This window comes from Micromonospora tarapacensis (assembly GCF_019697375.1).
Taxonomy (GTDB): Bacteria; Actinomycetota; Actinomycetes; order Mycobacteriales; family Micromonosporaceae; genus Micromonospora; species Micromonospora tarapacensis.
On the sequence record NZ_JAHCDI010000003.1, the window covers coordinates 423,275 to 444,117 of the forward strand.

General features: G+C 73.1%; 18 protein-coding genes and 2 pseudogenes. 13 read left to right on the forward strand and 7 right to left on the reverse strand.

Annotated features, from left to right (window positions below):
* Positions 1 to 64 precede the first annotated feature (64 nt).
* The 8 genes from KIF24_RS02860 to KIF24_RS02895 all read left to right on the forward strand — a co-directional run bounded on the left by KIF24_RS02860 (position 65) and on the right by KIF24_RS02895 (position 7,857).
* Complete coding sequence (locus KIF24_RS02860; RefSeq protein ID WP_221082646.1) at positions 65 to 316, forward strand: glutaredoxin family protein; 252 nt, start codon at positions 65 to 67, stop codon at positions 314 to 316.
* Positions 317 to 350: 34 nt separating this feature from the next.
* Entirely contained in the window at positions 351 to 1,034 is a 684-nt protein-coding gene (locus KIF24_RS02865; RefSeq protein ID WP_221082647.1) for an HAD family hydrolase, read from the forward strand.
* A gap of 234 nt (positions 1,035 to 1,268) precedes the next feature.
* Positions 1,269 to 2,039 (forward strand): redox-sensing transcriptional repressor Rex, encoded by a 771-nt coding sequence (locus KIF24_RS02870; RefSeq protein WP_221082648.1) that lies wholly within the window; start codon positions 1,269 to 1,271, stop codon positions 2,037 to 2,039.
* Positions 2,036 to 3,364, forward strand: coding sequence for a glutamyl-tRNA reductase (locus tag KIF24_RS02875; RefSeq protein ID WP_221082649.1), 1,329 nt, complete (start codon positions 2,036 to 2,038; stop codon positions 3,362 to 3,364). Before KIF24_RS02870 ends, KIF24_RS02875 begins: the two co-directional genes overlap by 4 nt.
* Positions 3,365 to 3,372: 8 nt before the next feature.
* On the forward strand, positions 3,373 to 4,368 hold the full coding sequence (gene hemC, locus KIF24_RS02880) for a hydroxymethylbilane synthase (RefSeq protein WP_221083143.1): 996 nt from the start codon (positions 3,373 to 3,375) through the stop codon (positions 4,366 to 4,368).
* Complete coding sequence (locus KIF24_RS02885; protein ID WP_221082650.1) at positions 4,365 to 5,945, forward strand: bifunctional uroporphyrinogen-III C-methyltransferase/uroporphyrinogen-III synthase; 1,581 nt, start codon at positions 4,365 to 4,367, stop codon at positions 5,943 to 5,945. The genes hemC and KIF24_RS02885 overlap by 4 nt, the downstream gene beginning before the upstream one ends.
* Positions 5,946 to 5,986: 41 nt before the next feature.
* Entirely contained in the window at positions 5,987 to 6,970 is a 984-nt protein-coding gene (gene hemB / locus KIF24_RS02890) for a porphobilinogen synthase (RefSeq protein ID WP_221082651.1), read from the forward strand.
* Positions 6,971 to 7,356: 386 nt separating this feature from the next.
* Entirely contained in the window at positions 7,357 to 7,857 is a 501-nt protein-coding gene (locus KIF24_RS02895; protein WP_230414820.1) for a helix-turn-helix domain-containing protein, read from the forward strand.
* Between the two features lie 17 nt (positions 7,858 to 7,874).
* Here KIF24_RS02895 and KIF24_RS02900 read toward each other — a convergent pair whose 3' ends face one another.
* Both KIF24_RS02900 and KIF24_RS02905 read right to left on the reverse strand, forming a co-directional pair.
* Positions 7,875 to 8,891, reverse strand: coding sequence for a GNAT family N-acetyltransferase (locus KIF24_RS02900; protein WP_221083144.1), 1,017 nt, complete (start codon positions 8,889 to 8,891; stop codon positions 7,875 to 7,877).
* Positions 8,892 to 8,963: 72 nt separating this feature from the next.
* Positions 8,964 to 10,095, reverse strand: a pseudogene (locus tag KIF24_RS02905) (lytic transglycosylase domain-containing protein).
* Between the two features lie 56 nt (positions 10,096 to 10,151).
* Between KIF24_RS02905 and KIF24_RS02910 the strand changes: the two are divergent.
* Both KIF24_RS02910 and KIF24_RS02915 read left to right on the forward strand, forming a co-directional pair.
* Positions 10,152 to 10,382, forward strand: a complete 231-nt coding sequence (locus tag KIF24_RS02910; RefSeq protein WP_221082653.1) for an FmdB family zinc ribbon protein — start codon at positions 10,152 to 10,154, stop codon at positions 10,380 to 10,382.
* 165 nt (positions 10,383 to 10,547) lie between these two features.
* Positions 10,548 to 13,376: an ATP-binding protein gene (locus KIF24_RS02915; protein ID WP_221082654.1), complete on the forward strand. Its 2,829-nt coding sequence runs from the start codon at positions 10,548 to 10,550 to the stop codon at positions 13,374 to 13,376.
* Between the two features lie 51 nt (positions 13,377 to 13,427).
* Here KIF24_RS02915 and KIF24_RS02920 read toward each other — a convergent pair whose 3' ends face one another.
* The 3 genes and pseudogenes from KIF24_RS02920 to KIF24_RS02930 form a co-directional block, all read right to left on the reverse strand.
* On the reverse strand, positions 13,428 to 13,964 hold the full coding sequence (locus KIF24_RS02920; RefSeq protein WP_221082655.1) for a phospholipase: 537 nt from the start codon (positions 13,962 to 13,964) through the stop codon (positions 13,428 to 13,430).
* Positions 13,965 to 14,184: 220 nt separating this feature from the next.
* A complete protein-coding gene (locus tag KIF24_RS02925) occupies positions 14,185 to 14,910 on the reverse strand; it encodes a methyltransferase domain-containing protein (RefSeq protein ID WP_221082656.1) in 726 nt (241 codons plus the stop codon).
* Positions 14,911 to 15,047: 137 nt separating this feature from the next.
* Positions 15,048 to 16,684 (reverse strand): annotated as a pseudogene (locus KIF24_RS02930) (ABC-F family ATP-binding cassette domain-containing protein).
* A gap of 61 nt (positions 16,685 to 16,745) precedes the next feature.
* On the opposite strand from KIF24_RS02930, the gene KIF24_RS02935 reads away from it, so the two are divergent.
* From KIF24_RS02935 to KIF24_RS02945, 3 genes are all read left to right on the forward strand, one after another.
* A complete protein-coding gene (locus KIF24_RS02935; protein WP_221082657.1) occupies positions 16,746 to 17,498 on the forward strand; it encodes an ROK family protein in 753 nt (250 codons plus the stop codon).
* Between the two features lie 86 nt (positions 17,499 to 17,584).
* On the forward strand, positions 17,585 to 17,953 hold the full coding sequence (locus tag KIF24_RS02940; RefSeq protein WP_221082658.1) for a tetratricopeptide repeat protein: 369 nt from the start codon (positions 17,585 to 17,587) through the stop codon (positions 17,951 to 17,953).
* A gap of 114 nt (positions 17,954 to 18,067) precedes the next feature.
* Entirely contained in the window at positions 18,068 to 18,322 is a 255-nt protein-coding gene (locus tag KIF24_RS02945) for a Smr/MutS family protein (RefSeq protein WP_221082659.1), read from the forward strand.
* A gap of 5 nt (positions 18,323 to 18,327) precedes the next feature.
* On the opposite strand, the gene KIF24_RS32090 is transcribed toward KIF24_RS02945, so the two are convergent.
* Both KIF24_RS32090 and KIF24_RS02950 read right to left on the reverse strand, forming a co-directional pair.
* A complete protein-coding gene (locus tag KIF24_RS32090) occupies positions 18,328 to 18,531 on the reverse strand; it encodes a hypothetical protein (protein ID WP_230414822.1) in 204 nt (67 codons plus the stop codon).
* Positions 18,486 to 20,738, reverse strand: a complete 2,253-nt coding sequence (locus KIF24_RS02950; protein WP_331460992.1) for a M28 family peptidase — start codon at positions 20,736 to 20,738, stop codon at positions 18,486 to 18,488. The genes KIF24_RS32090 and KIF24_RS02950 overlap by 46 nt, the downstream gene beginning before the upstream one ends.
* Positions 20,739 to 20,843 lie beyond the last annotated feature (105 nt).

The window sequence follows — 20,843 nt, forward strand, 5'->3', positions numbered from 1 at the left end:
CCGTCCCCGGCGGCCCTGCCCGAGACTGACCAGTCGGCACCGGCCGGCACGACGGAGGAGACCGATGCGTGAGCCCCGCCTGACCCTGATCACCCGACCCGGCTGTCATCTGTGCGAGGACGCCAAGGCGGCGCTCGACCGGGTGGTCGCGGTCACCGGCGACCGGTGGACCGAGCGGGACGTCAGCGGCGATCTCGAAATGGAACGCGAGTACGGCGACCGGCTGCCCGTGGTGCTGCTCGACGGCAGGGAGCACGGCTACTGGCGGGTCGAGGAGGAGCGGCTGCTGAGGGAGCTGACCACCCCGCAGCTGTAGCGCCCGCGCTGGTGGCGGCGGATAGGCTGCGGCGATGACTTCGGCATGTCCGCACCTGGTGTGGGACTGGAACGGCACCCTGCTCAATGATCTCGATCTGGTCGTGGCCTGCACCAATGCGGTGTTCGCCAGCGAGGGCGGGCCGACGGTGACGGCGGACGAGCACCGGGTCCGGTTCCGCCGGCCGATCGCCGACTACTACGCGGAGGTGCTCGGCCGAGCGGTGGACGACGAGGCGTTCGGCCGGCTGGACAAGATCTTCCATGACGCGTACCGCCTGGGCCTGACCACGTGTGCGCTGGCGCACGACGCGTTGGACGCGATGGCGGCCTGGCCGGGCAGCCAGTCGCTGCTGTCGATGTGGTTCCACGACGAGCTGGTGCCCGCGGTCCGCACCTACGGGTTGACCGGGCGGTTCGCCCGGGTGGACGGGCTGCGGGCGCAGGTCGGCGGTGACCGCAAGGCGGAGTCGTTGGCGCGGCACCTCGACGAGCTGGGGGTGGACGGCGGTTCGGTGGTGCTGATCGGCGACTCGGTCGACGACGCCGACGCCGCGCTCTCGGTTGGCGGTCGTGCCGTCCTGTACGCCGGCGGTTTCACCGCCCGTGCCCGTCTGCGCTCCTCCGGTCACCCGGTCGCCGACACGCTCACCGAGGCCGTGCAACTCGCCCACCAGGAGAGCACGCCGCGCGTGATTGGTCAGAGAAGTCGGGATTGAGCAATAATCGCGCGGGCGGCCGTGGTGAGCGGCCACGGTCGATCTTGCGGGACGGAGGGGCTGGTGAAGGCGCGGCGCGTGCCGACAAGATCGCGATTTGTGCACGTCTTCACAAGCGCCTACTCTGTAGTTCCGACGCGCCCCGCTAGCACAGCCGGCATCACCGGTCGCCAGTGGGAGTCCCGAAACGGCCGGCCGTTGGAGTTGGTCGAGGATCGCACCGCACGGAGTCTCATGAGTCAGCACCGTCACCCCGGCGCGCCCGGCCGCGCCGGTGCCGTACCGGCGCTCCCGGACCTGCCCGAGGCGACGGTGGCCCGGCTCCCCGAATACCTCCGTGCCCTGCACAATCTCGCCGAAACCGGTCACGAGACGGTTTCCAGCGAAGGGCTGGCCAGCGCCGCCGGGGTGAACTCGGCCAAGCTTCGCAAGGATCTCTCCCAGCTCGGCTCGTACGGCACCCGTGGGGTCGGCTACGACGTCGCGTTGCTGATCGAGCAGATCGAGTATGTGCTCGGGCTCACCCAGCGTCGGGCCGTGGCCCTGGTCGGCGTCGGTAATCTCGGTCACGCCCTGGCCGGCTACGACGGCTTCGCCAGCCGCGGCTTCCGGATCGCCGCCCTCTTCGACGCCGACCAGGAGCGGGTCGGCGAGGAGATCAACGGTCTGGTCGTCCGGCACGTGGACGAGCTGCCCCGGGTGGCTGCCGAGGAGTCGATCGCGATAGGCGTCATCGCCACCCCCGCGACGGCCGCCCAGCGGGTGGCGGACCAGCTGGTCGCCGTCGGTGTGACCAGCATCCTGAACTTCGCGCCGTGCGTACTCTCGGTCCCCGAGGGGGTGGACGTGCGCAAGGTCGACCTCGCCATCGAGCTGCAGATCCTGTCGTTCCACGAGCACCGCAAGGCATCCCTGACCGCGCTCCCCGCCGCCGGTGGGTCCGCCCTCACCGCCCTGCCCGGCGGCCTCGCGGTCACCGAGAGCCAGGAGGCGATCGGCACGTGAAACTCCTCGTCGTCGGCGCGTCGTACCGCACCGCACCGGTCGCCACCCTGGAGCGACTCGCGGTGTCACCCAGCGGGCTCGACCGCACCCTGGACCGCCTGATCGCGCAGCCGTACGTGAGCGAGGCCGTCCTCGTCTCCACCTGCAACCGGGTGGAGGTCTACGCGGCGGTGTCCGGTTTCCACGGTGGTCTCGGTGACATCTGCGCCGTCCTCGCCGAGCAGGCCGACTGCCCGCCGGCCGCCCTGGCCAGCCACCTCTACGTGCACTTCGACGCCGCCGCGGTGGACCACGTCTTCCGGGTGGCCGCCGGCCTGGACTCGATGGTGATCGGCGAGGCCCAGATCCTCGGTCAACTGCGCGACGCCTATCACTGGGCCAGCGGGGCGGACACCGCCGGGCGGTTGCTGCACGAGCTGATGCAGCAGGCGCTGCGGGTGGGTAAGCGGGCGCACTCGGAGACCGGCATCGACCGCGCCGGTCAGAGCGTGGTCACGGCCGCGTTGGGGCTGGCCGCCGGCCACCTCGACGACGACCTCACCGACCGTCCGGCGCTGGTCGTCGGGGCGGGTGCGATGGGCTCGCTGGGCGTGGCGACGCTGTCCCGGCTCGGTGCCGGGCCGCTGACCGTGACCAACCGGAGCACCGACCGGGCGGTCCGGCTGGCCGAGTCGTACGGCGCGGGTGCCCGGCCGATGGCCGAACTGGCCGACACGCTTTCCACGGTGGACATCGTAGTGGCCGCCACCGCCTCGACCGAACCGGTCCTCACCCGCGAGGTGGTCGCCGCGGCGACGGCCGAGCGTGGTCCGGAGCGCGGGCCGCTGGTCCTGCTCGATCTGGCCGTACCCCGCGACGTCGGTCCCGGCGTGGCCGAACTCCCCGGCGTCGAGGTGATCGACATCGACCGGATGGCGGCGCTGCTCGCCGATGGTCCGGTCGCCGCGGACGCCGCCGCCGTCGAGCGGATCGTGGCCGGCGAGGTCGAGTCCTTCCTCACCTGGCTGCGCGGCGCCGACGTGGCTCCGACCGTCGCCGCGCTACGTGGCCGGGCCGACGACGTGGTCGCCGCCGAGCTGCGCCGGCTCGCGCAGCGCCGCCCGGACCTCACCGACGACCAGCGCGCCGAGGTGGCCCGCACCGTGCACCGGGTGGTTCAACGGCTGCTGCACCAGCCGACCGTGCGGGTCCGCCAACTCGCTGCGGAGCCCGGCGGTGACCAGTACGCGGCCTTGCTGCGCGAGCTGTTCGACCTTCAGGTTCCGCAGACCTCGCCGGTGGACACCGTCCCCGACATCACCCCACCGACCGGAGGCGAGCGATGAGCGAGGGCATGCGCGGACGGCTGCGTCTCGGCACCCGCGGCAGCAAGTTGGCGATGGCCCAGTCCAGGCAGGTCGCCGACGCGCTGACCGCCCGGACCGGACGTCCCGTCGAACTGGTCGAGGTGGTCACCGCCGGTGATCGGTCCAGCGCTCCGGTGCACCGGCTCGGCGTCGGCGTGTTCGTCTCCGCGCTGCGTGACGCGCTGGTCGCCGGGACGATCGACTTCGCGGTCCACTCGTACAAGGACCTGCCCACCGCGACCGCACCCGGGCTGCACATCGCCGCGGTGCCGCCGCGGCAGGATCCCCGCGACGCGCTCGTCGCCCGGGACGGCAGGACGTTGGCCGAGCTCGCTCCCGGAGCGAATGTCGGCACCGGCGCGCTGCGCCGGATCGCCCAGCTGCACGCGCTGGGCCTGCAACTGTCGGTCACCCCGATCCGGGGCAACATCGACACCCGGCTGGGCCGGGTGCTCGGGCCGGAGGCCGACCTGGACGCCGTCGTGCTGGCCCGGGCGGGTCTGGCCCGCATCGACCGGGCCGACGCGATCACCGAGACGCTCGACCCGATGCTGATGCTGCCGGCTCCCGCACAGGGCGCGCTGGCGGTGGAGTGCCGGGTCGACGACCCGGATCTGGTCGAACTGCTCGCCACGCTCGACGACGCACCGTCGCGCGCCGCGGTCACCGCGGAACGGGCGATGCTGGCCACCCTGGAGGCCGGATGCTCCGCTCCGGTCGCCGCCTACGCCATCGTCGCCGAAGGCGAGCCAACCGGCTCCGGCGCCGAAGGCGATGTCGTCCAGGAGATCTACCTGCGCGGGGCGGTGATCAGCCCGGACGGCACCCGTGAGATCCGGCTGTCCCGCACCGGAACGCCCGCCGACGCGGCGGAGATCGGCAAGGCACTCGCCGCCGAACTCCTCGAACTCGGCGCCGACTCGATCCTCGGCCCGCACGAACACGACGCCCCGGGGACCCAGCAATTTGGGAGCACAGAATGACCCGCACCCGTAAGCCCGTAGGCCGTATCGCGTTCGTCGGGGCTGGACCCGGCGACCCGGGCCTGCTGACCCGCCGGGCGCACGACGCCCTGGTTGAGGCCGACCAGGTGGTGTACGACCGGGGAGTCCCCGAGTCGCTGCTCGACGTCGTCCGGGCCGAGGCCAGGCAGGACGCCCAGTTCACTCCGGCGGAGGGCGCGCCGGGCGATGTGGCGAAGGTGCTGATCTCGGCCGCCCGCTCCGGTCAGAACGCGGTGCACCTGGTGGCCGGCGACCCGTTCGGCCACGACTCGGTGGTCAAGGAGGTGCAGGCGGTGGCGCGTACCGCCGCGCACTTCGAGGTGGTGCCCGGGGTGGGGCAGGCCGAGGGGGTGGCCACCTACGCGGGTGTGCCGCTGCCGGGTGTGCGGACCGCCGCCGACGTCGAGGACGTCGGAGCCTTGGATTTCGACGCGCTGGCCGCCGCAGTGCGGCGCGGCTCGCTGGCCCTGGCGGTCGACGCCGGTGATCTCGCCGCGATCCGCGACGGGCTGCTCGCCGCCGGGGTGGACGGGACGACCGACGTCGGGGTGACCGGGGACGGCACCGGGGAGACGCAGTACACGACCACGTCGAGCGTGGACTCCTTCGTCGCGGCGGCACTCGGCTTCACCGGCCGGGTCGTGCTGACCGTCGGCGACGGCGTGGGTCAGCGGGACAGGCTCAGCTGGTGGGAGAACCGCCCGCTGTACGGCTGGAAGGTGCTCGTACCCCGGACCAAGGAGCAGGCCGGCGCGATGAGTGCCCGGCTGCGCGCGTACGGAGCGATCCCGTGCGAGGTGCCGACGATCGCGGTGGAACCGCCGCGTACCCCGGCACAGATGGAGCGGGCGGTCAAGGGTCTGGTCGACGGCAGGTACGCCTGGGTGATCTTCACCTCGGTCAACGCGGTGCGGGCGGTCTGGGAGAAGTTCGCCGAGCACGGTCTGGACGCCCGGCACTTCGGCGGCGTCAAGATCGCTTGTATCGGCGATGTCACCGCCGACGCGGTCCGCGCGTTCGGCATCCAGCCGGAACTGCTCCCCGCCGGTGAGCAGTCGTCCGAAGGGCTGTTGGCCGAGTTCTCCCCGCACGACGAGGTGCTCGATCCGGTCGGCCGGGTGCTGCTGCCGCGCGCCGACATCGCCACCGAGACGCTCGCCGCCGGGCTCACCGAGCGCGGTTGGGAGGTCGACGACGTGACCGCGTACCGCACGGTCCGGGCCGCTCCGCCGCCCGCCGAGATCCGGGACGCGATCAAGTCGGGCGGGTTCGACGCGGTGCTCTTCACCTCGTCGTCCACGGTCCGGAACCTGGTCGGCATCGCCGGCAAGCCACATGCGCGTACCGTTGTCGCTGTCATCGGGCCCAAGACGGCGGAGACCGCGACGGAGTTCGGCCTGCGGGTCGACGTCCAGCCCCCGCACGCGTCGGTGCCCGATCTGGTGGAGGCGCTCGCCGGCTACGCCGTCGAGCTGCGGGAGAAGCTCGCCGCGATGCCGGCGAAGCAACGTCGCGGTTCGAAGGTGCAGGGGCCGACCGCGCTGAGGTTCCGGTAGTCGCTGAGGTTGTTCCGGTAGTAGTCGTCAGGGAGGGCCAGATGCCGTACCCCGAGATGCGGCCCCGCCGGCTGCGGCGCACCGCTGCGGTGCGGCGGCTGGTCTCCGAGACCCGCGTCGACCCGGCCGAACTGGTCGTGCCGATGTTCGTCAAGGAGGGGCTGAGCGAGCCACGGCCCGTAGCCTCGATGCCCGGGGTGCTCCAGCACTCGCGCGATTCGCTGCGCAAGGCGGCGGTGGAGGCGGTGCAGGCCGGCGTCGGCGGGATCATGCTGTTCGGGGTGCCGGCGTCGCGCGACGAGTGTGGCTCCGGCGGCACCGATCCGGACGGCATCCTCAACGTCGCGATCCGGGACGTGGTCTCCGAGGTCGGCGATGCCACCGTGGTGATGAGCGATCTCTGCCTGGACGAGTTCACCTCGCACGGCCACTGCGGGCTGCTCACCCCGACCGGCGAGGTCGACAACGACGCCACCCTCGCCGCGTACGCCGAGATGGCGGTCGCCCAGGCCACCGCCGGGGTCACCATGGTCGGCCCGTCCGGGATGATGGACGGCCAGGTCGGGGTGGTACGCCGGGCACTGGACGCGGCCGGTCACACCGACGTGGCCGTGCTGGCGTACGCCGTGAAGTACGCCTCGGCGTTCTACGGCCCCTTCCGGGACGCGATGGAGTCGGCGCTGGAGGGGGACCGGCGCACCTACCAGCAGGACCCGGCGAACCTGCGCGAGTCGCTGCGCGAGGTCGCGTTGGACGTCGCCGAGGGCGCCGACATCGTGATGGTCAAGCCGGCGCTGCCGTACCTCGACGTGGTCGCCGCGGTCCGTGCCGCGGTGGACGTCCCGGTCGCCGCCTACCAGGTCTCCGGCGAGTACGCGATGGTCGAGGCGGCTGCCGCGAACGGCTGGATCGACCGGGAGCGGGTGATGCTGGAGACGCTCACCTCGATCCGCCGGGCCGGCGCCCAGATCATCCTCACCTACTGGGCCGTCGAGGCGGCCCAACTGTTCCACGAGCGCTACTGACCCCTGCCCGCCGAGCCCGGCCGGCGCACCGCCGGCCACCACGGCCACCACTCTGAGTATAGATTCCCCGCCCCCACCTCTACCCTCCGCGCGCCCTTTGCTCTGCTTCAACCCACGCAACAGTCACGGCTTGTTACGACCGGCCACATGGCAACCGAACTTCGCCGTCGCTCCAGTGCTGGTCAGCCCCGATTGCGTGGGTTGAAGCAGAGCAAAGGGCGGGAGGTGTGACCCGGCAGCGGCGTGAGAGAGCAACGTCGCCGTCACACAGAGTGATTGTTACGCAGAGTGGCGCACGCAGCAGGATGCCGGTCAGGTGGGCGGGATATCCACAGGCTTGTCCACAGGGATTGCCGGACTGGTGTCCCGGGCGGCAGGGTCGGTGGATGGCTTCCGTTTGCGAACCCCCGGATCTCGGCCCGACGGTCGGGCCGTTTCCCATCGCCGGTCTGGTGCGGCGGGCGCGGCGGATCGTGGGGCTCAGCCAGCAACGGATGGGCCGGTTCGCCAAGGTCGCGCCGTCGACGGTCGCGCGGGTCGAGGCGGGCACACTGACGCCGAGCCTGGCGGTGCTGGAGCGCCTGCTCGGCGCGGCCGGCCTCTATCTCGTGGCCGTCGACCAGGACGGGCGTGTCGTACTGCCGATGGAGGTCTGGGACGACACCCTGGATGGTGCGGGCCGTCGCTACCCGGCACACCTGGACACCATCCTGGATCCGGAGGCCGGCGAGTGGTGGGCGGACATCTACGGCCTGGCCCGCCCGCCTGAGACGTACCATCGCTGCCCGATGGATCGGGAGGCCCGGCGACGCCGTAGCCAGTGGGAGGTGCGGGTGGCCAAGTACCGCAATGTCCCGCCGCCTCCGGATCCCCGGACCTGGGACTGAGGGCCGGAGCCGACGGTTCAGCGTGTCGCGTCGAGCCGGTGGACCAGGTCGGCGACGTCGACGCTGTACTCGCACCAGTCCCGGTCGGTGCGGTAGCCCAGCTCGGCGTTGACCTTGAGCATGGCCTCGTTGGCCTGGGCGTTCCAGGTCTGCACCTCGGTCAGCTGCGGCTCGGCCGAGCGCAGCTCCAGCAGCATCCGCGCCTTGATCGCGCGGTCGATCCCGTAGCCCCGGTGATCCTGCACCACGATGGTGTCGTACTGGTCGGCGCGGGTCGGGTGCTGCGCCGGCACCACCACCTCGGTCAGGCCGGCCACCTCACCGGTCTGCTCGTGCAGGGCAAGCACGATGTACGGTTTCATCCCCCGCCGGTGCAGGCAGTCGAGGCTGTCCCGCAGCCGCTGCGGATCGTACGAGCTGGGTCGCAGCTCGCCGTCCTCGACGTCCCGGATCTCGGCCTTGGCCCGCGCGTACGTCTCCATCAGCTCGTCCGGCGGGCCGCCGGGATGGAAGTCCACGCGGTAGCCCGTGCCGAGCCCGGTGGACATTCCGGCCAACTCGCCCCAGTCGACGCCGGAGAGGTCGAGCACGCTCCGGGTCTCGACGTACTCCCGGCTGAAGCGGAGCGACTCGTAGAAGGCGACGGCGGGAGTGTCGCCCACCACCTCCACCCCGATCGACTCGAAGCCCTCCTGGTAGACGCGGCGGGCGGCGCGCAGCACCAGATCACGGCCGAGACCGCCGCGCCGGACGGACGGGTGGACCAGCACCTCCAGCACGCCGATGTTGCCGAGCAACAGCACGTGCACCTGGCCGAGAATGGCACCGGGGGTGCCGTCGGCGGCCGGCTCGTCCTGGGCCACCCAGGAGATCCGCCGCTCGCCCGGCATCACCTCGGCGAGGTATTCCCGCAGGGAACTCACCCGCCACGGCGGGTCCTGCGGAAGATCGGCCGCCAGGACCGCGTTGAGCGTGTCCAGCAGCGACGCGATCTCGGCGGACGACGCGGTCCTGGGGTCCCACTCGCGCACCATCACCCGTCTAGCTTGCCGTTAACCGCAGCTCGGGGGAAGTGTCCAGTTCTCCAATGTACGCGGACGATCACCTCACGTGCGGCTGGCCTGTCCGTACCGGTTGGCCGCGTCGAACACCGCCTGGGCATACCTGCGGACGTCGTTGTACGACAGGATCGCGTTCCACCAGTCACCCGGGATGGTGAGGTTCCGGCCTCCCTTGCACAGGTACATGCCGGCGGCCAGCGCGGCATCGTGGATGTTGTGCGGGTCCTCGCGGCCGTCGTTGTCCGCGTCGGCGCCGATCTCCTGCCAGGTGGTCGGGATGAACTGCATCGGCCCGATCGCCCGGTCGTAGGTGGTGTCGCCGTCCAACTCGCCGCGGTCGGTGTCGGTGATCCGCATCCGGCCGCCCTGGCCGTCGAGCGGCAGACCGATGATCTCCGGAATGGCCCGGCCGTCCGTGCCGAGCCGGGCGTTGTTGGCCTGCCCGTGTTGGGACTCGACCATGCCGACCGCGGCCAGGGTGGTCCAGCTCAGGCCGCAGCTGCGGTTGGTCTCGGCGAGGACCAACTCGGTGTAGCCGTACGCCTGCATGGCGATCGGGTCGATGCCGACCTTGGCGCCGACCTCGCGGGCCCAGCCGGCGAGGGCGTCGGACGGGCGCCCGCCGGTCGGTGGAGCTTCACCCGGCGCGGCCGGCGGCGTCGCGCCCGGGGCAGCGTCGCGGTGGGCGGCGGGAGGTCACCGAGCGGCGGCAGGTCGCCGGGCGGCGGTGTCCCGTCGGACGGCGCGAGGTCGCCGGGCCCGGCGGACACACCCCGTCGGCGTCCGCCGCAACCGGCCTGGGTGCGCCGAGAGTTGCCGGCACCAGCAGCGCACCGGCGGTGGCGGTCGCCGCCACCAGGGCGAGCAGGAACACGCCGGGCAGGGTCAGCCGCCCGCTGGGCCGCCGCGACCAGTCGCGAGCCGCCCGGACCGTGGCGCGTGGCCCCGGCAGGCGTACGGCGGGCGCGAAGGGGAGCCGGCGGCGCCGGGCGGTCGGCGAGCCGGCGTCCGGTGTGGACCCGTCGGGCCCGGAATCCGGCGGCCCGCCGGATTCCGGTGCGGGCCGTCGGGGCCGGGGCAGCCTGGTGGCCGGTCCGTCCGGGTCGGCGCCGTAACCGGCGCGCGGCGTGGCCGGTCGGAGGGGCCGAAGGGTCGTGCGCTCTTCGCCGTCTGCCACAAGTCGAGTATCACCCATGTCCGCGCGGACGTCAGGTCCGGTCGTAGGCTGAGGCAATGCCCCGGTACGAGTTCCGATGCCGCGCCTGCGGCGACACTTTCGAGGTCAATCGCCCGATGGCCCGCGCCGGCGAGCCAGCCGCCTGCCCGCAGGGGCACTCCGACACGGTGAAGCTGCTCTCCACGGTCGCGGTCACCGGCCGGGGTGGTGGCGCGCCGGGTGGCACGCCACCACCTCCACCCGCCGCCGCCGGCGGCGGCTGCTGCGGTGGTGGCTGCGGCTGTTGAGGCCGGCCCCGGCCGAGCGCGGTTGGTGATCCGGGTGATGCCTGTCTTGTCCGGACGCAGGGTCCGATGGCACCTTGGGTCGGAGCCTCGACCGGCCGTTCTCACGATGCGTGATGATCTGGTGTCGGGAAGTATGGAGCCGAGACCAGGGGGGAGGTTCCACGCATGTCGCCACGGATCCACCTCCCGAGCGGCTGGGTGACGTTCGTCTTCACCGATATCGAGGGCTCCACCAGGTTGGCGCAGCTGCTCGGGCCGGGTTACCGGCCGGTGCTGGCGGAGCACCGGCGGCTGCTGCGCCGGACGATCGCGGCGACCGAGGGAGCGGAACTGCTGACCGAAGGTGACTCGTTCTTCCTGGCCTTCGGCAACGCCAGCGCAGCGCTGACCGCCTGCCTGACCGCCCAGCGCGCACTCGGCGAACACGACTGGCCCGCCCCGGAAGCGGCACCCCGGGTGCGGATGGGCCTGCACACCGGCTGGGCAGAGCCGCGCGACGGCGAGTACGCCAGCCCTGAGGTGCACCGGGCGGCCCGGGTGGCCGCCGCCGCGCACGGCGGGCAGGTGCTCTGTTCCGCCGTCACCGCGCGGTACGCCGATCCACTGCCGGCCGGCGCGTCCCTGCTCGACCTCGGGCTGCACCGGTTGCGGGGCTTCGACGACCGGGAGCGGCTCTTCCAACTCGTCGCCCCTGGGCTGGAGCGGCAGTTCCCGCGGCCGCGTACCGCCGACGCGGTGACGCACAACCTGCCGATCCAGGTCACCTCGTTCGTCGGCCGACAGACCGAGCGCGCCGAGCTACGACAGCTCGTGGCCCGGCACCGGCTGGTCACGGTGCTCGGCGCGGGTGGGGGCGGCAAGACCCGGCTGGCCGTGGAACTCGCCACCGACCTGGTCGAGGAATATCCGGACGGGGTCTGGTTCGTCGACATCGCCGCGGTCACCGATCCGGGGCTGGTCGCCTTCGCGATCGCCGCGGTGCTCGGACTGCGCCCGGAGCCGGGCCGCCCGATGGTCGACACCCTGGTCGAGTACGCCGCCGCCCGCCGGATGCTGATCGTGCTCGACACCTGCGACGCCCAGCCGGCGGCCTGTGCCGAGGCGGTCTCCCGGCTGCTCGCCGGCGGCGTCGGCCTGCGCGTGCTGGCCACCACCCGGGAACCGCTGGCGCTGCCCGGCGAGGTGGTGTGGCGGATCCCGCCGCTGTCGGTCGACCCGCCACCCGACGGCACCGAGAGTGACGCGGTCGCCCTGCTGATGGACCGCACGGCAGCGGCCCGGGGCGGCCGGCAGCCGGACCCGGCCGAGTCGGCCGACCTGCGGCGGGTGGTCCGGCGGCTGGACGGCCTGCCGCTCGCCATCGAGCTGGCCGCGGCCCGGCTGCGGGTGCTCTCGGTCGGGCAACTCGCCGAGCGGCTCGACGACGTGCTCGGCACCCTCGACGCGGGCCGTGAGGAGCCGGAGCTGCCGCCGGCCGACCGGGGCCACGCCGGCAACCAGCAGGACACCGTCGACCTGGTCGCGGCGGCGACCGGCGCCAGCCCACCGACCCCGGCGACGCGGGCGGTGGTGCGCTCGGCGATCGAGCGGCACCTGACCATGCAGGCCACGGTGACCTGGTCGTACCGGACGCTCGGGCCGCGCGCCACGCGGTTGCTGCGCTGGCTGGCGGTCTTCGCCGGCCCGGTGGACCTGGCGACGCTGGAGTGGCTGCTCGGCGACGATCCGCTCGACCCGCTCTCGGTGCTGGTGGACAAGTCCATGGTGCTGGCGGAACCGCACGCCGCGGGCAGCACGTACCGCATGCTCGACCCGATCCGGGCGTACGCCGCCCGCCGGCTCGCCGAGGCCGGCGAGGAGCAGGCTGCCCGCAACCGGCACGTGGCCTGGTCGGCGCATGCCCTCCAGCGGGCACACCTCGGCCCGGACGGGCAGCCGATGACCCTGTCGCTGTACGCGCTGGATCCGCTCGCCGGCGAGTTGCGCGCGGCCCTGCGCTGGTGCGCCACGGGTGGCAGCGCCCGTGCCGGCCTGCGGCTGGCCGCCGGGCTGGACCAGTGGTGGCGGGAGCGCGGGCTGGCCCGGGAGGGGCGGCTCTGGCTCTTCCGGTTGTACGGCCGGCTCGCCGAGACCGGTGAGTCGATCCCGGAGGGCGAGCTGGCGGCGGCGTACCACATGCACTCGCTGCACGCCGGGGGCGACGGCGAGTTCGCCGAGGAGCTGCGCTACTCGCAGCGGGCCGAGGCGGCGGCCCGGCAGGCCGGTGATGCCGGCCTGCTGGCCCGGGTGCTCGCCGGCCGCGCCGCCCCCCTGGTCGACATGGGGCAGTTCGCCGAGGCGGAACGGGTCTGCCGGGAGGTCATCGACTGGGCACACGATCAGGGAGTCGACTCGGAGGCGCTGTTCGCCGTGTTCCGCCTGGCCGAGTTGCGGTGGCGGCGGGGCGCGCTGGACGAGGCGGCGGAACTGCTCGGCGCGGCCCGGCCGGTGGAGGCGTCCCGCCCGGCCGATCGCGGGCGGCGGTCGGTCGACATGCTGCTCGGCATGGTCGCGTTGGCCCGGGGCGACCTGGTTGCCGCGCACGAGCACCTGCTGGTGGCGTTGCGGTCGCGGATGAACCACGGCTTCCACGGGCGGGCCTGCGACACGCTGAACGCGATCGCGGCGCGGTGTGCCGCCGGTGACGAGTCGCTGACCGCCGCCCGGCTCTTCGGTGCGGCGCAGGCGACCCGGGCGGGGCTGCGATCGACCCCCGGCATCTACGACGCCTACTGGACCGAGCGACAGGCGGCGCTGCGGCTGGTGCTGGGTGACGCCACCTTCGACGAGGCCTACGGGGAGGGTGCCGAACTGGGCCTGGACGAGGCTGTCGCACTGGCGCTCGGCGTCGAGCATCCGGACCTGGCCGCCGATTCGGCGCGGTTCGCGGCCCGGACGGGCCGGTCCGCGCCGCGCCGCGCCAGCACCGTCGACCGGCACACCGAACACGCCTGACGAGCCGGACGTCCGGCCGGGTGTCGGCCGGACGTCCGGTGGGTGCGGTGGTCAGACCCGGGCGTGGCGTTCGGCGTCGGCCTTCATCCGGGCGGCCCGGTCGATGTCGGACTGCTGCACGGCGGCGACCGATCCGAAGATCGAGACCGCCTGGTAGTAGGTCCAGGCCAGACTGAGGCAGGCCGGTCGGACGATGGAGCTGTAGGTGGCGCAGACCCGCTTCAGGTCGGCGTAGAAGGCGCTGTCCAGGCGGGACTTGTTGGCGCTGAACCGGCCGGCCGCCTTGTAGTTGCGGTAGCCGAAGTCGTGCCGGGCACAGGAGAGGGAGAAGCTGAACCCGAGCGGGTTGTCCGGGCTGGACGAGCAGTAGTCGGTGGACCAGTCGAAGTTGTACTCGGCCCATGGGGCGCGGTTCTGCCGAGCCGAGTACCAGGCGTTGTAGCTGCTGGCGCTGGTCTGGGTCCAGCTGGACAGCACGGACGCCTTCTGGGCGGGGGTGACGGCCGCCGTGGCGGGGGAGGCCACGGCGAGGGCGGTGAGCAGCGCGAGTACGCCCGAGGTGAGGATGGTTGCGAGACGTCTGGGCACGGTGGTACCTCCGCGGGGGTGGGCGGCGGGATGGTTACCGGTGCGTCACCGGGGTCTGATCAGTCTCGATCGATGTCTCGGCCGGTGGGCGTACCCCGTGAGAAATATTGGTGACCTGTGCCGAAACAGACGAATGCCCTGGACAACAAGGGTGTCCAGGGCATTCGCCCGCGCTGGGGCCCGGCGGTGTCGACCGCGGTGGCGGCTCCGACCTGTCGGGTCAGTCGAAGAAGCGGGCCAGGTGGGCGGCGGTGATGCCGTCGTCGTCCGGCCCCAAGGGGGTGAGGTCGGCGAAGACCGACGCGCCGTCGGTGCCGGCGTGCAGCGGGTACCAGCGCGGTGTGCCCGGTGGACGCATCACGCAGACACCCTTGATGGTCTGCACGTCGAGCAGCCGGACGTGGGTCGGGTCGGCCACCGCGTTCACGTGCCCCCACCAGGGGCTCATCACGTGCAGCACACCGCCGGGACGGAGCACCCGGTGGCACTCGTCGAGCAGCGGCAGGAAGTCGATCAGGTGTTCCAGGATGTGCACCGCGAACAGAACGTCCACCGAGTCGTCGGCCAGCGGCAGCGAGCCGGAGAGGTCGGCGACGGCGTCCACGCCCGGCGCGGGGAAGATGTCCAGCCCGAGGTTGCCCGGCCACTGCTTGGTGGCACCGCAGCCGAGGTCCACCACCACCGGGTTCCGTCCGTCCACCCGGACCCGGCACCAGACGCCGAAGACGCCGGCCAGTCGGCCGACGCGCTCGCGTACCAGCCGCAGTTGCGCCGGCTCGTCGACCTCGCCGGTCAGGTGGGCGACGCCCCGGTCGAAGCGGACCTCGATCCCCAGCGGGCGCAGTCGCTCGTCGTGGCGGACCTGATCAGCCCACGCCTCGGCGAGGAAGCCGTCTACCGCCCGCAGCCGCTCGGCGGAGGGCGGAGTGTGTGTCAACGCGACCATGCCGGTCACCTCCGGCCGGCCCGTTACCCGGATCCGTGCCCGGTATGCGCTGCTTGTCCGTCAATCCCGCTGCGGGCGTCCGAGTCGGCGCGGGATGGGCCCGTCATTCTCGCCCCGCCGGCCGGATTCCGCCGGCATCAGGACTCGGCGATCCGCCCGCCGTCCACCCGCAACCGCCGGTCGACGCGCACCGCGTCCAGCATCCGCCGGTCGTGGGTCACCAGCAACAGCGTCCCCGGATAGCTCGCCAGCGCGGACTCCAACTGCTCGATGGCGGGCAGGTCGAGATGGTTGGTCGGCTCGTCCAGCACCAGCAGGTTGACCCCGCGCCCCTGCAACAGCGCCAGCGCGGTGCGGGTCCGCTCACCCGGGGACAGCGTCGCGGCCGGCCGCAGCACGTGCTGCGCCCGCAGGCCGAACTTGGCCAGCAGCGTACGCGCGTCCGCCGGTGCCAGGTCCGGCACGGCCGCCCGGAAGGCGTCGAGCAGCGGCACGTCGTCGAGGAAGAGCCGACGCGCCTGGTCCACCTCGCCGACCACCACCCCGGGCCGAGCGTGGCGTGGCCGGCGTCCAGCGGCAGCCGGCCGAGCAGGGCGGCCAGCAACGTCGACTTGCCGGACCCGTTCGCACCGGTCACCGCCACCCGGTCGGCGAACGCGATCTGGAGGTTCACCGGACCGAGGGTGAAGTCGCCGCGACGCACCACGGCATCGCGGAGGGTGGCCACGACGGCGCCGGACCGGGGTGCGGCACCGATCTCCATCCGCAGCTCCCACTCCTTGCGCGGCTCCTCGACCACGTCCAGTCGCTCGATCAGGCGTTCGGTCTGCCGCGCCTTCGCCGCCTGCTTCTCGGTCGCCTCGGATCGGAACTTACGGGCGATCTTGTCGTTGTCGGTGGCCTTGCGCCGCGCGTTGCGGACACCCTTCTCCATCCAGGCCCGCTGCGTCCGGGCCCGTGCCTGGAGCGCGGTCCTCGTGTCGGCGTACTCCTCGAATTCGGCACGCGCCTGGCGGCGGGCCACCTCCCGCTCCTCCAGGTACGCCCCGTAGCCACCGCCGAAGTGGTTGACCTGCTGCTGGTGCAGGTCCAACTCCAGCACCGAGGTCACCGTGCGGGCCAGGAACTCCCGGTCATGGCTGACCAGCACCGTGCCGGCGCGCAACCCGGTGACGAATCGTTCCAGCCGGTCCAGGCCGGCCAGGTCCAGGTCGTTGGTGGGCTCGTCGAGCAGGAAGATGTCGTACCGGCTGAGCAGCAGCGACGCCAGTCCGGCGCGGGCCGCCTGGCCTCCGGACAGGCTGGTCATCTCCTGGCGGAGGTCGACGGCCAGACCCAGCTCGGCGGCCACCTCGTCGGCCCGCTCGTCCAGGTCGGCCCCGCCCAGCCCCAGCCAGCTCTCCAGGGCGGTGGCATAGGCGTCCTCCGCACCCGCCGCGCCGACGGTCAGCGCCGTGGTCGCCGCGTCGAGGGCGGCCTGGGCGTCGGTCACCCCGGTGCGGCGGGCCAGGAAGGCCCGGATCGTCTCCCCGGGACGCCGGTCCGGCTCCTGCGGCAGGTGTCCGACGCTCGCGCCGGGCGGGCTCACCGTGACACCGCCGGCCTCGACCGGGAGCAGACCGGCGAGGGTACGCAGCAGCGTCGACTTGCCGGCCCCGTTCGCCCCGACCAGGCCGACCACATCGCCGGGCGCCACCACGAGGTCCAGCCCGGTGAACAGAGTCCGCTCACCGTGACCGGCGGCGAGGCCCTTGACGATCAACGTGGCGCTCACAAGGAGTCGAGCCTACCCGTCGGCACGCGGCCGGACCTCACGACGAGGCAGACTCACGGACGTGCTGACCACTCTGGCGATCGACTGCGGGGGCGGCGGAATCAAGGCGTCGGTACTCGACGGCGCGGGCACGATGCGGACCCGGCCGATGCGGGTGCCCACGCCGTACCCCCTGCCGCCGGACCTGTTCGTCCGGACCCTGCTGGATCTGGGCGGCCGGCTGCCGGCGGCGGACCGGGTGACGGTGGGGATGCCGGGCATGATCCGGCACGGCGTGGTGGTGAGCACCCCGCACTACGTGACCCGTTCCGGCCCGCGCAGCCGAGTCGATCCGGCGCTGCTCGCCCAGTGGTCCGGGTACGACGCCCGCAGTGCCCTCTCCGCCGCGTTCGGCCGGCCGGCGTTGGTGCTCAACGACGCCGAGGTGCACGGCGCCGGGGTGGTCGCCGGCACCGGCTGCGAACTGGTGCTGACCCTGGGCACCGGGCTGGGCAGCGCACTCTTCGACGGTGGGGTGCTCGCTCCGCACCTGGAGCTGTCCCATGCGCCGGTTCGCTGGGGCACCACCTATGACACGTACGTCGGTGAGCCGGAGCGTCGCCGGCTCGGCGACGCGTTCTGGTCCCGGCGGATCCGGCAGGTGGTGGAGGGGCTGCGTCCGGTGTTCCGCTGGGACCGGCTCTACCTGGGTGGGGGCAACTCCCGGCTGATCCGACCCGAGCAACTCGCCCGGATGGGTGACGACGTGGTGGTCGTCCCCAACAGCGCGGGCATCGTCGGCGGCGTCCGGGCCTGGGACCTCGCCGCGGTGTAGAGCAGGAAAGGGCCCGGGAACAGTCGCGGTACGGCGGATGTTGTGCCAGCGTCGGGACAGCGGTGCGACACGGAGGGGTGGGCGGCATGGATCTGTTGGCCGAGTACCGGCGGGCGACCCTGTTCTTCGAGGCGGGCGACCCGAGTGGCGCGGCCCGACTGCTCGAACCGATCGTCGAGGCCGAGCCCGACAACGCCGCGGTACGGCAGTTGCTGGCCCGGGCCTACTTCCAGTCGGCGCAGCTCGGCCGCGCCGAGGAGCACCTGCGGGAACTGGTCGACCGCAATCCCAGCGACCACTACGCCCACCACGTGCTGGGCCGGACGCTGGAGCGGCTGAACCGGCACACCGACGCGCTGCGCCACCTGCGCATCGCGGCGGCCATGCACTCCTCGAACGACGACTACACGACCGCCGTGCGCCGGGTCGAGACCCGGGTCGGCGGCGGCCGCTGAGACCGGGCACGGGTCGAGGGGCAGCCCAGCCGGCTGCCCCCTCGACGTCCGCGGGCCCGGCGGTCGCCGTGCCTACGATGGCCGCATGGCAGCCGACCGGACGGTGGACGCGGTATGAAGCTGAAGCTGGACCTGCACGACGTCTTCAACAGGGGCCAGGACATCGACCGGGCACTGCGCGGGATCATGGACGAGGCGGTGGCCAAGAAGGCCACCCTCGTCGAGATCATCCCGGGCAAGGGCTCCGGCCAGCTCAAGAAGCGGGTGCTGCGCTTCCTCGACCAGAAGGACGTCAAGCAGCTCTACCACCGGGTCGAGAAGGACTCCAAGAACTTCGGCCGCCTCTTCGTCCACTTCCGCTGGAAGTAGCCGCCTCACAGCGGGTAGGTGCGGGCCACGGCGAGCATCTCCGAGCTGTGCGAGCCGGCGACGCCGACGTCCGGCGGGCGGGGGCGGAAGCCGGGCAGGGTTTCGAGACCGTCACTGGCGTCCATCGCGCGCAGCTCGACCCGGTCGGCCCGGGGCTCGACGGTCAGCGTGACCTCGACTCCGTCGGCCGGTGGGGCGTGGAAGACCACCCCGAATCCCCACCGGCCGTCGCGTTGCTCCACCGGCACCGGTCGACCCGCCACCTGGGCGCCGCGCACCGTCGCGGTGGACGTGTCGACGTGCAGGGTGACCAGGCGTACCTGGCGTTGCGGGGTGAGCCGCAGCCGCAGGGTGCGCTGGCCGGCGGTGGTGGTGTCGGCCAGCACGTCCAGCCGGGGGCGGGCAGCCCGGCCGCCTCCGCCGGGCCGCCGAGCAGGTCGTCGGCGCCGATGCCGGGGAACTCGTCGGCGACCTGGACCGGCCCGTCCACGTATTCGTCGGTCCAGGGCTGCGGGTCGGCTTCGTGGCTGAGCCAGCGGGCCTGGCCGGTCCCGGCGTCCAGCGCGTACATCAGGTGGGTGGGGACGGGATGCGCGGCGTCGAAGCGGTCGACGGCGGTGCCGGTCGTGGCGAAGACCGTCGCCGCCAGCGCCGCGGCCCCGGCGGGCAGGACGCCGAGCCGCCGGGCCCGCAGGGCCACCATGCCCCGCTGGCCGCCGGCCTCCGGATGCAGCAGGTCGACCACCGGCAACGCGGCCAGGCCGAGCAGCACCGCGAAGAGCGCCGCGACGCCGCCCATGCCCATGCCCAGCGCCGGAAAGAGCAGCACCACGGTCGGCAGCAGCACGACCACCGCCACCGCGGCGGCGACGGTCACCGCGATCACCGGTACCGGGCCGTCGGGTCGGGTGGCCAGCGCCACCAGCCCGGCGAGCGCGCCGGCCAGAGCCGGCAGGGTCGCCAGGTACGCCCCGCCGGGCACCAGGACCGCGAGCAGCACGCCGAGCAGTGCCAGCCAACCCAGCCCACCGATGGCCAGCGCGGCCGGGCCGATCCGCCGGCGGGTCAACGCGTACCAGGCGAGGACAACGGTGGCGGCGAGGGCCAGTACGGCCAGCCGGTACCAGGTCGGCCGGTAGGGGTCGAGCAGTTCGGCGTTGCCCGGCCGGATGGCCACCACCGCCGCCCAGAGGAGTTGGGCGCCCACCGGTGCGATCACGATCGGCGCCAGGGCCAGCCCGAACGCGGCGGCCAGCCGGCCACCGGTGACGCGGCCCCGGCGACGGGCCAGCCAGCCGAGCGCGACCACGCCGGCCAGCGCCAGCAGGGCCAGCGGCAGCACCAGAACGCCCGGGTAGCGGGCCAGACCACCGGGGACGGGGAAGTAGGTGGCGTCCTGGCCGGCGCCCAGGTCGCCGAGGTCGAGCCGCCCGAACTCGCGGGCGAGGCCCAGGGTGTTGTCCCCGTGGTGCTGGAGGCTGGCCCGGTCCATCGAGGCCGGGGTGTCCAACGGGGTGTGGTAGATCGCCCCACCGTCGAGGTACGCCGAGTTTAGCCCGACGAACTCCTCGTCGAGGAAGGCGGTGAAGTCGGTGTCGTTGGGCAGGGCGCGGTACACCTCCACGGCGAACGAGGTGCCCACCGGGTGCGGCGCGGCACGACCGAAGACCTCGACCAGCGCGGCGTTCTGCGGCGACGTCTCGAACATGATCACCGGCCCGGTCCGGCCCCGCGCCTCCAGGTTGAGCACCACTCCCTTGCCGGCGGCCAGTGGGTGCTCGGAGGCGAACGCCGACGCCCCGCACAGGCACGCCTCCTCGGCGTCGGTGAGGACGAACACGATGTCGTTGCGGGGCCGGGGGCCGGTGGTCAACGCGCGGGCCGTCTCCAGGATGGCCGAGACGCCCGCGGCGTCGTCGTTGCCGCCGGGTCCGGTCTGCACGGCGTCGTAGTGGGCGACCAGGAACACCGTGCCGCTGGGGTCGGTGCCGGGCAGCCGGGCCACCACGTTGCGGACCCGGGCCAGGGTGGCCCCGCCCGCCGCGCCGCTGAGCTGGCCGGCCTCCTCCGCGACGGTGTCCTGCACCTGGGTCTGAAGGCCGAGGCCCCGTAGGAAGACCTCCAGGTGGGCGCGGACCGCGTCGTTGGCCGGGCTGCCCGCGACGTGCGTCCGCCCGGCGACGAACGGCACGTGGGTGTACGCCCGGCCGGCGCTGAACTCCGCCGCGGGTGCGTCGCTCGGGCGGGGTGCCGGCGGACGCAGGTCGAGCAGCGCGGTGGCGCCGACGGCGACCAGCGCGACGAGTGCCGCCAGCGCGGCGAGGGCCGCCGACGCGGCCGGGTGAGGGCTCGTTCGGCGGCGGGGCTTGGGGGTGCGCCCACGGGTGGCTCCTCGGGGGGTGGGACTGGGGTGCACATCATCCTCCATGTCACCCGAGACGGCCCCGTCATGTTGTGTGCGAACGTTGTCTAATACAGGATCAGCAGGGCACTCGGAAGGAGCCCGACATCACCAGCGATC

Excerpts from the sequence above, each read along its gene's own strand:
- KIF24_RS02860 (WP_221082646.1), top strand. The coding sequence starts at position 65 with ATGCGTGAGCCCCGCCTGACCCTGATCACCCGACCCGGCTGTCATCTG.
- KIF24_RS02865 (WP_221082647.1), top strand. The coding sequence starts at position 351 with ATGACTTCGGCATGTCCGCACCTGGTGTGGGACTGGAACGGCACCCTG.
- KIF24_RS02870 (WP_221082648.1), top strand. The coding sequence starts at position 1,269 with ATGAGTCAGCACCGTCACCCCGGCGCGCCCGGCCGCGCCGGTGCCGTA.
- hemC (WP_221083143.1), top strand. The coding sequence starts at position 3,373 with ATGCGCGGACGGCTGCGTCTCGGCACCCGCGGCAGCAAGTTGGCGATG.
- KIF24_RS02885 (WP_221082650.1), top strand. The coding sequence starts at position 4,365 with ATGACCCGCACCCGTAAGCCCGTAGGCCGTATCGCGTTCGTCGGGGCT.
- hemB (WP_221082651.1), top strand. The coding sequence starts at position 5,987 with ATGCCGTACCCCGAGATGCGGCCCCGCCGGCTGCGGCGCACCGCTGCG.
- KIF24_RS02895 (WP_230414820.1), top strand. The coding sequence starts at position 7,357 with ATGGCTTCCGTTTGCGAACCCCCGGATCTCGGCCCGACGGTCGGGCCG.
- KIF24_RS02900 (WP_221083144.1), bottom strand. The coding sequence starts at position 8,891 with ATGGTGCGCGAGTGGGACCCCAGGACCGCGTCGTCCGCCGAGATCGCG.
- KIF24_RS02910 (WP_221082653.1), top strand. The coding sequence starts at position 10,152 with ATGCCCCGGTACGAGTTCCGATGCCGCGCCTGCGGCGACACTTTCGAG.
- KIF24_RS02915 (WP_221082654.1), top strand. The coding sequence starts at position 10,548 with ATGTCGCCACGGATCCACCTCCCGAGCGGCTGGGTGACGTTCGTCTTC.
- KIF24_RS02925 (WP_221082656.1), bottom strand. The coding sequence starts at position 14,910 with ATGGTCGCGTTGACACACACTCCGCCCTCCGCCGAGCGGCTGCGGGCG.
- KIF24_RS02940 (WP_221082658.1), top strand. The coding sequence starts at position 17,585 with ATGGATCTGTTGGCCGAGTACCGGCGGGCGACCCTGTTCTTCGAGGCG.
- KIF24_RS02945 (WP_221082659.1), top strand. The coding sequence starts at position 18,068 with ATGAAGCTGAAGCTGGACCTGCACGACGTCTTCAACAGGGGCCAGGAC.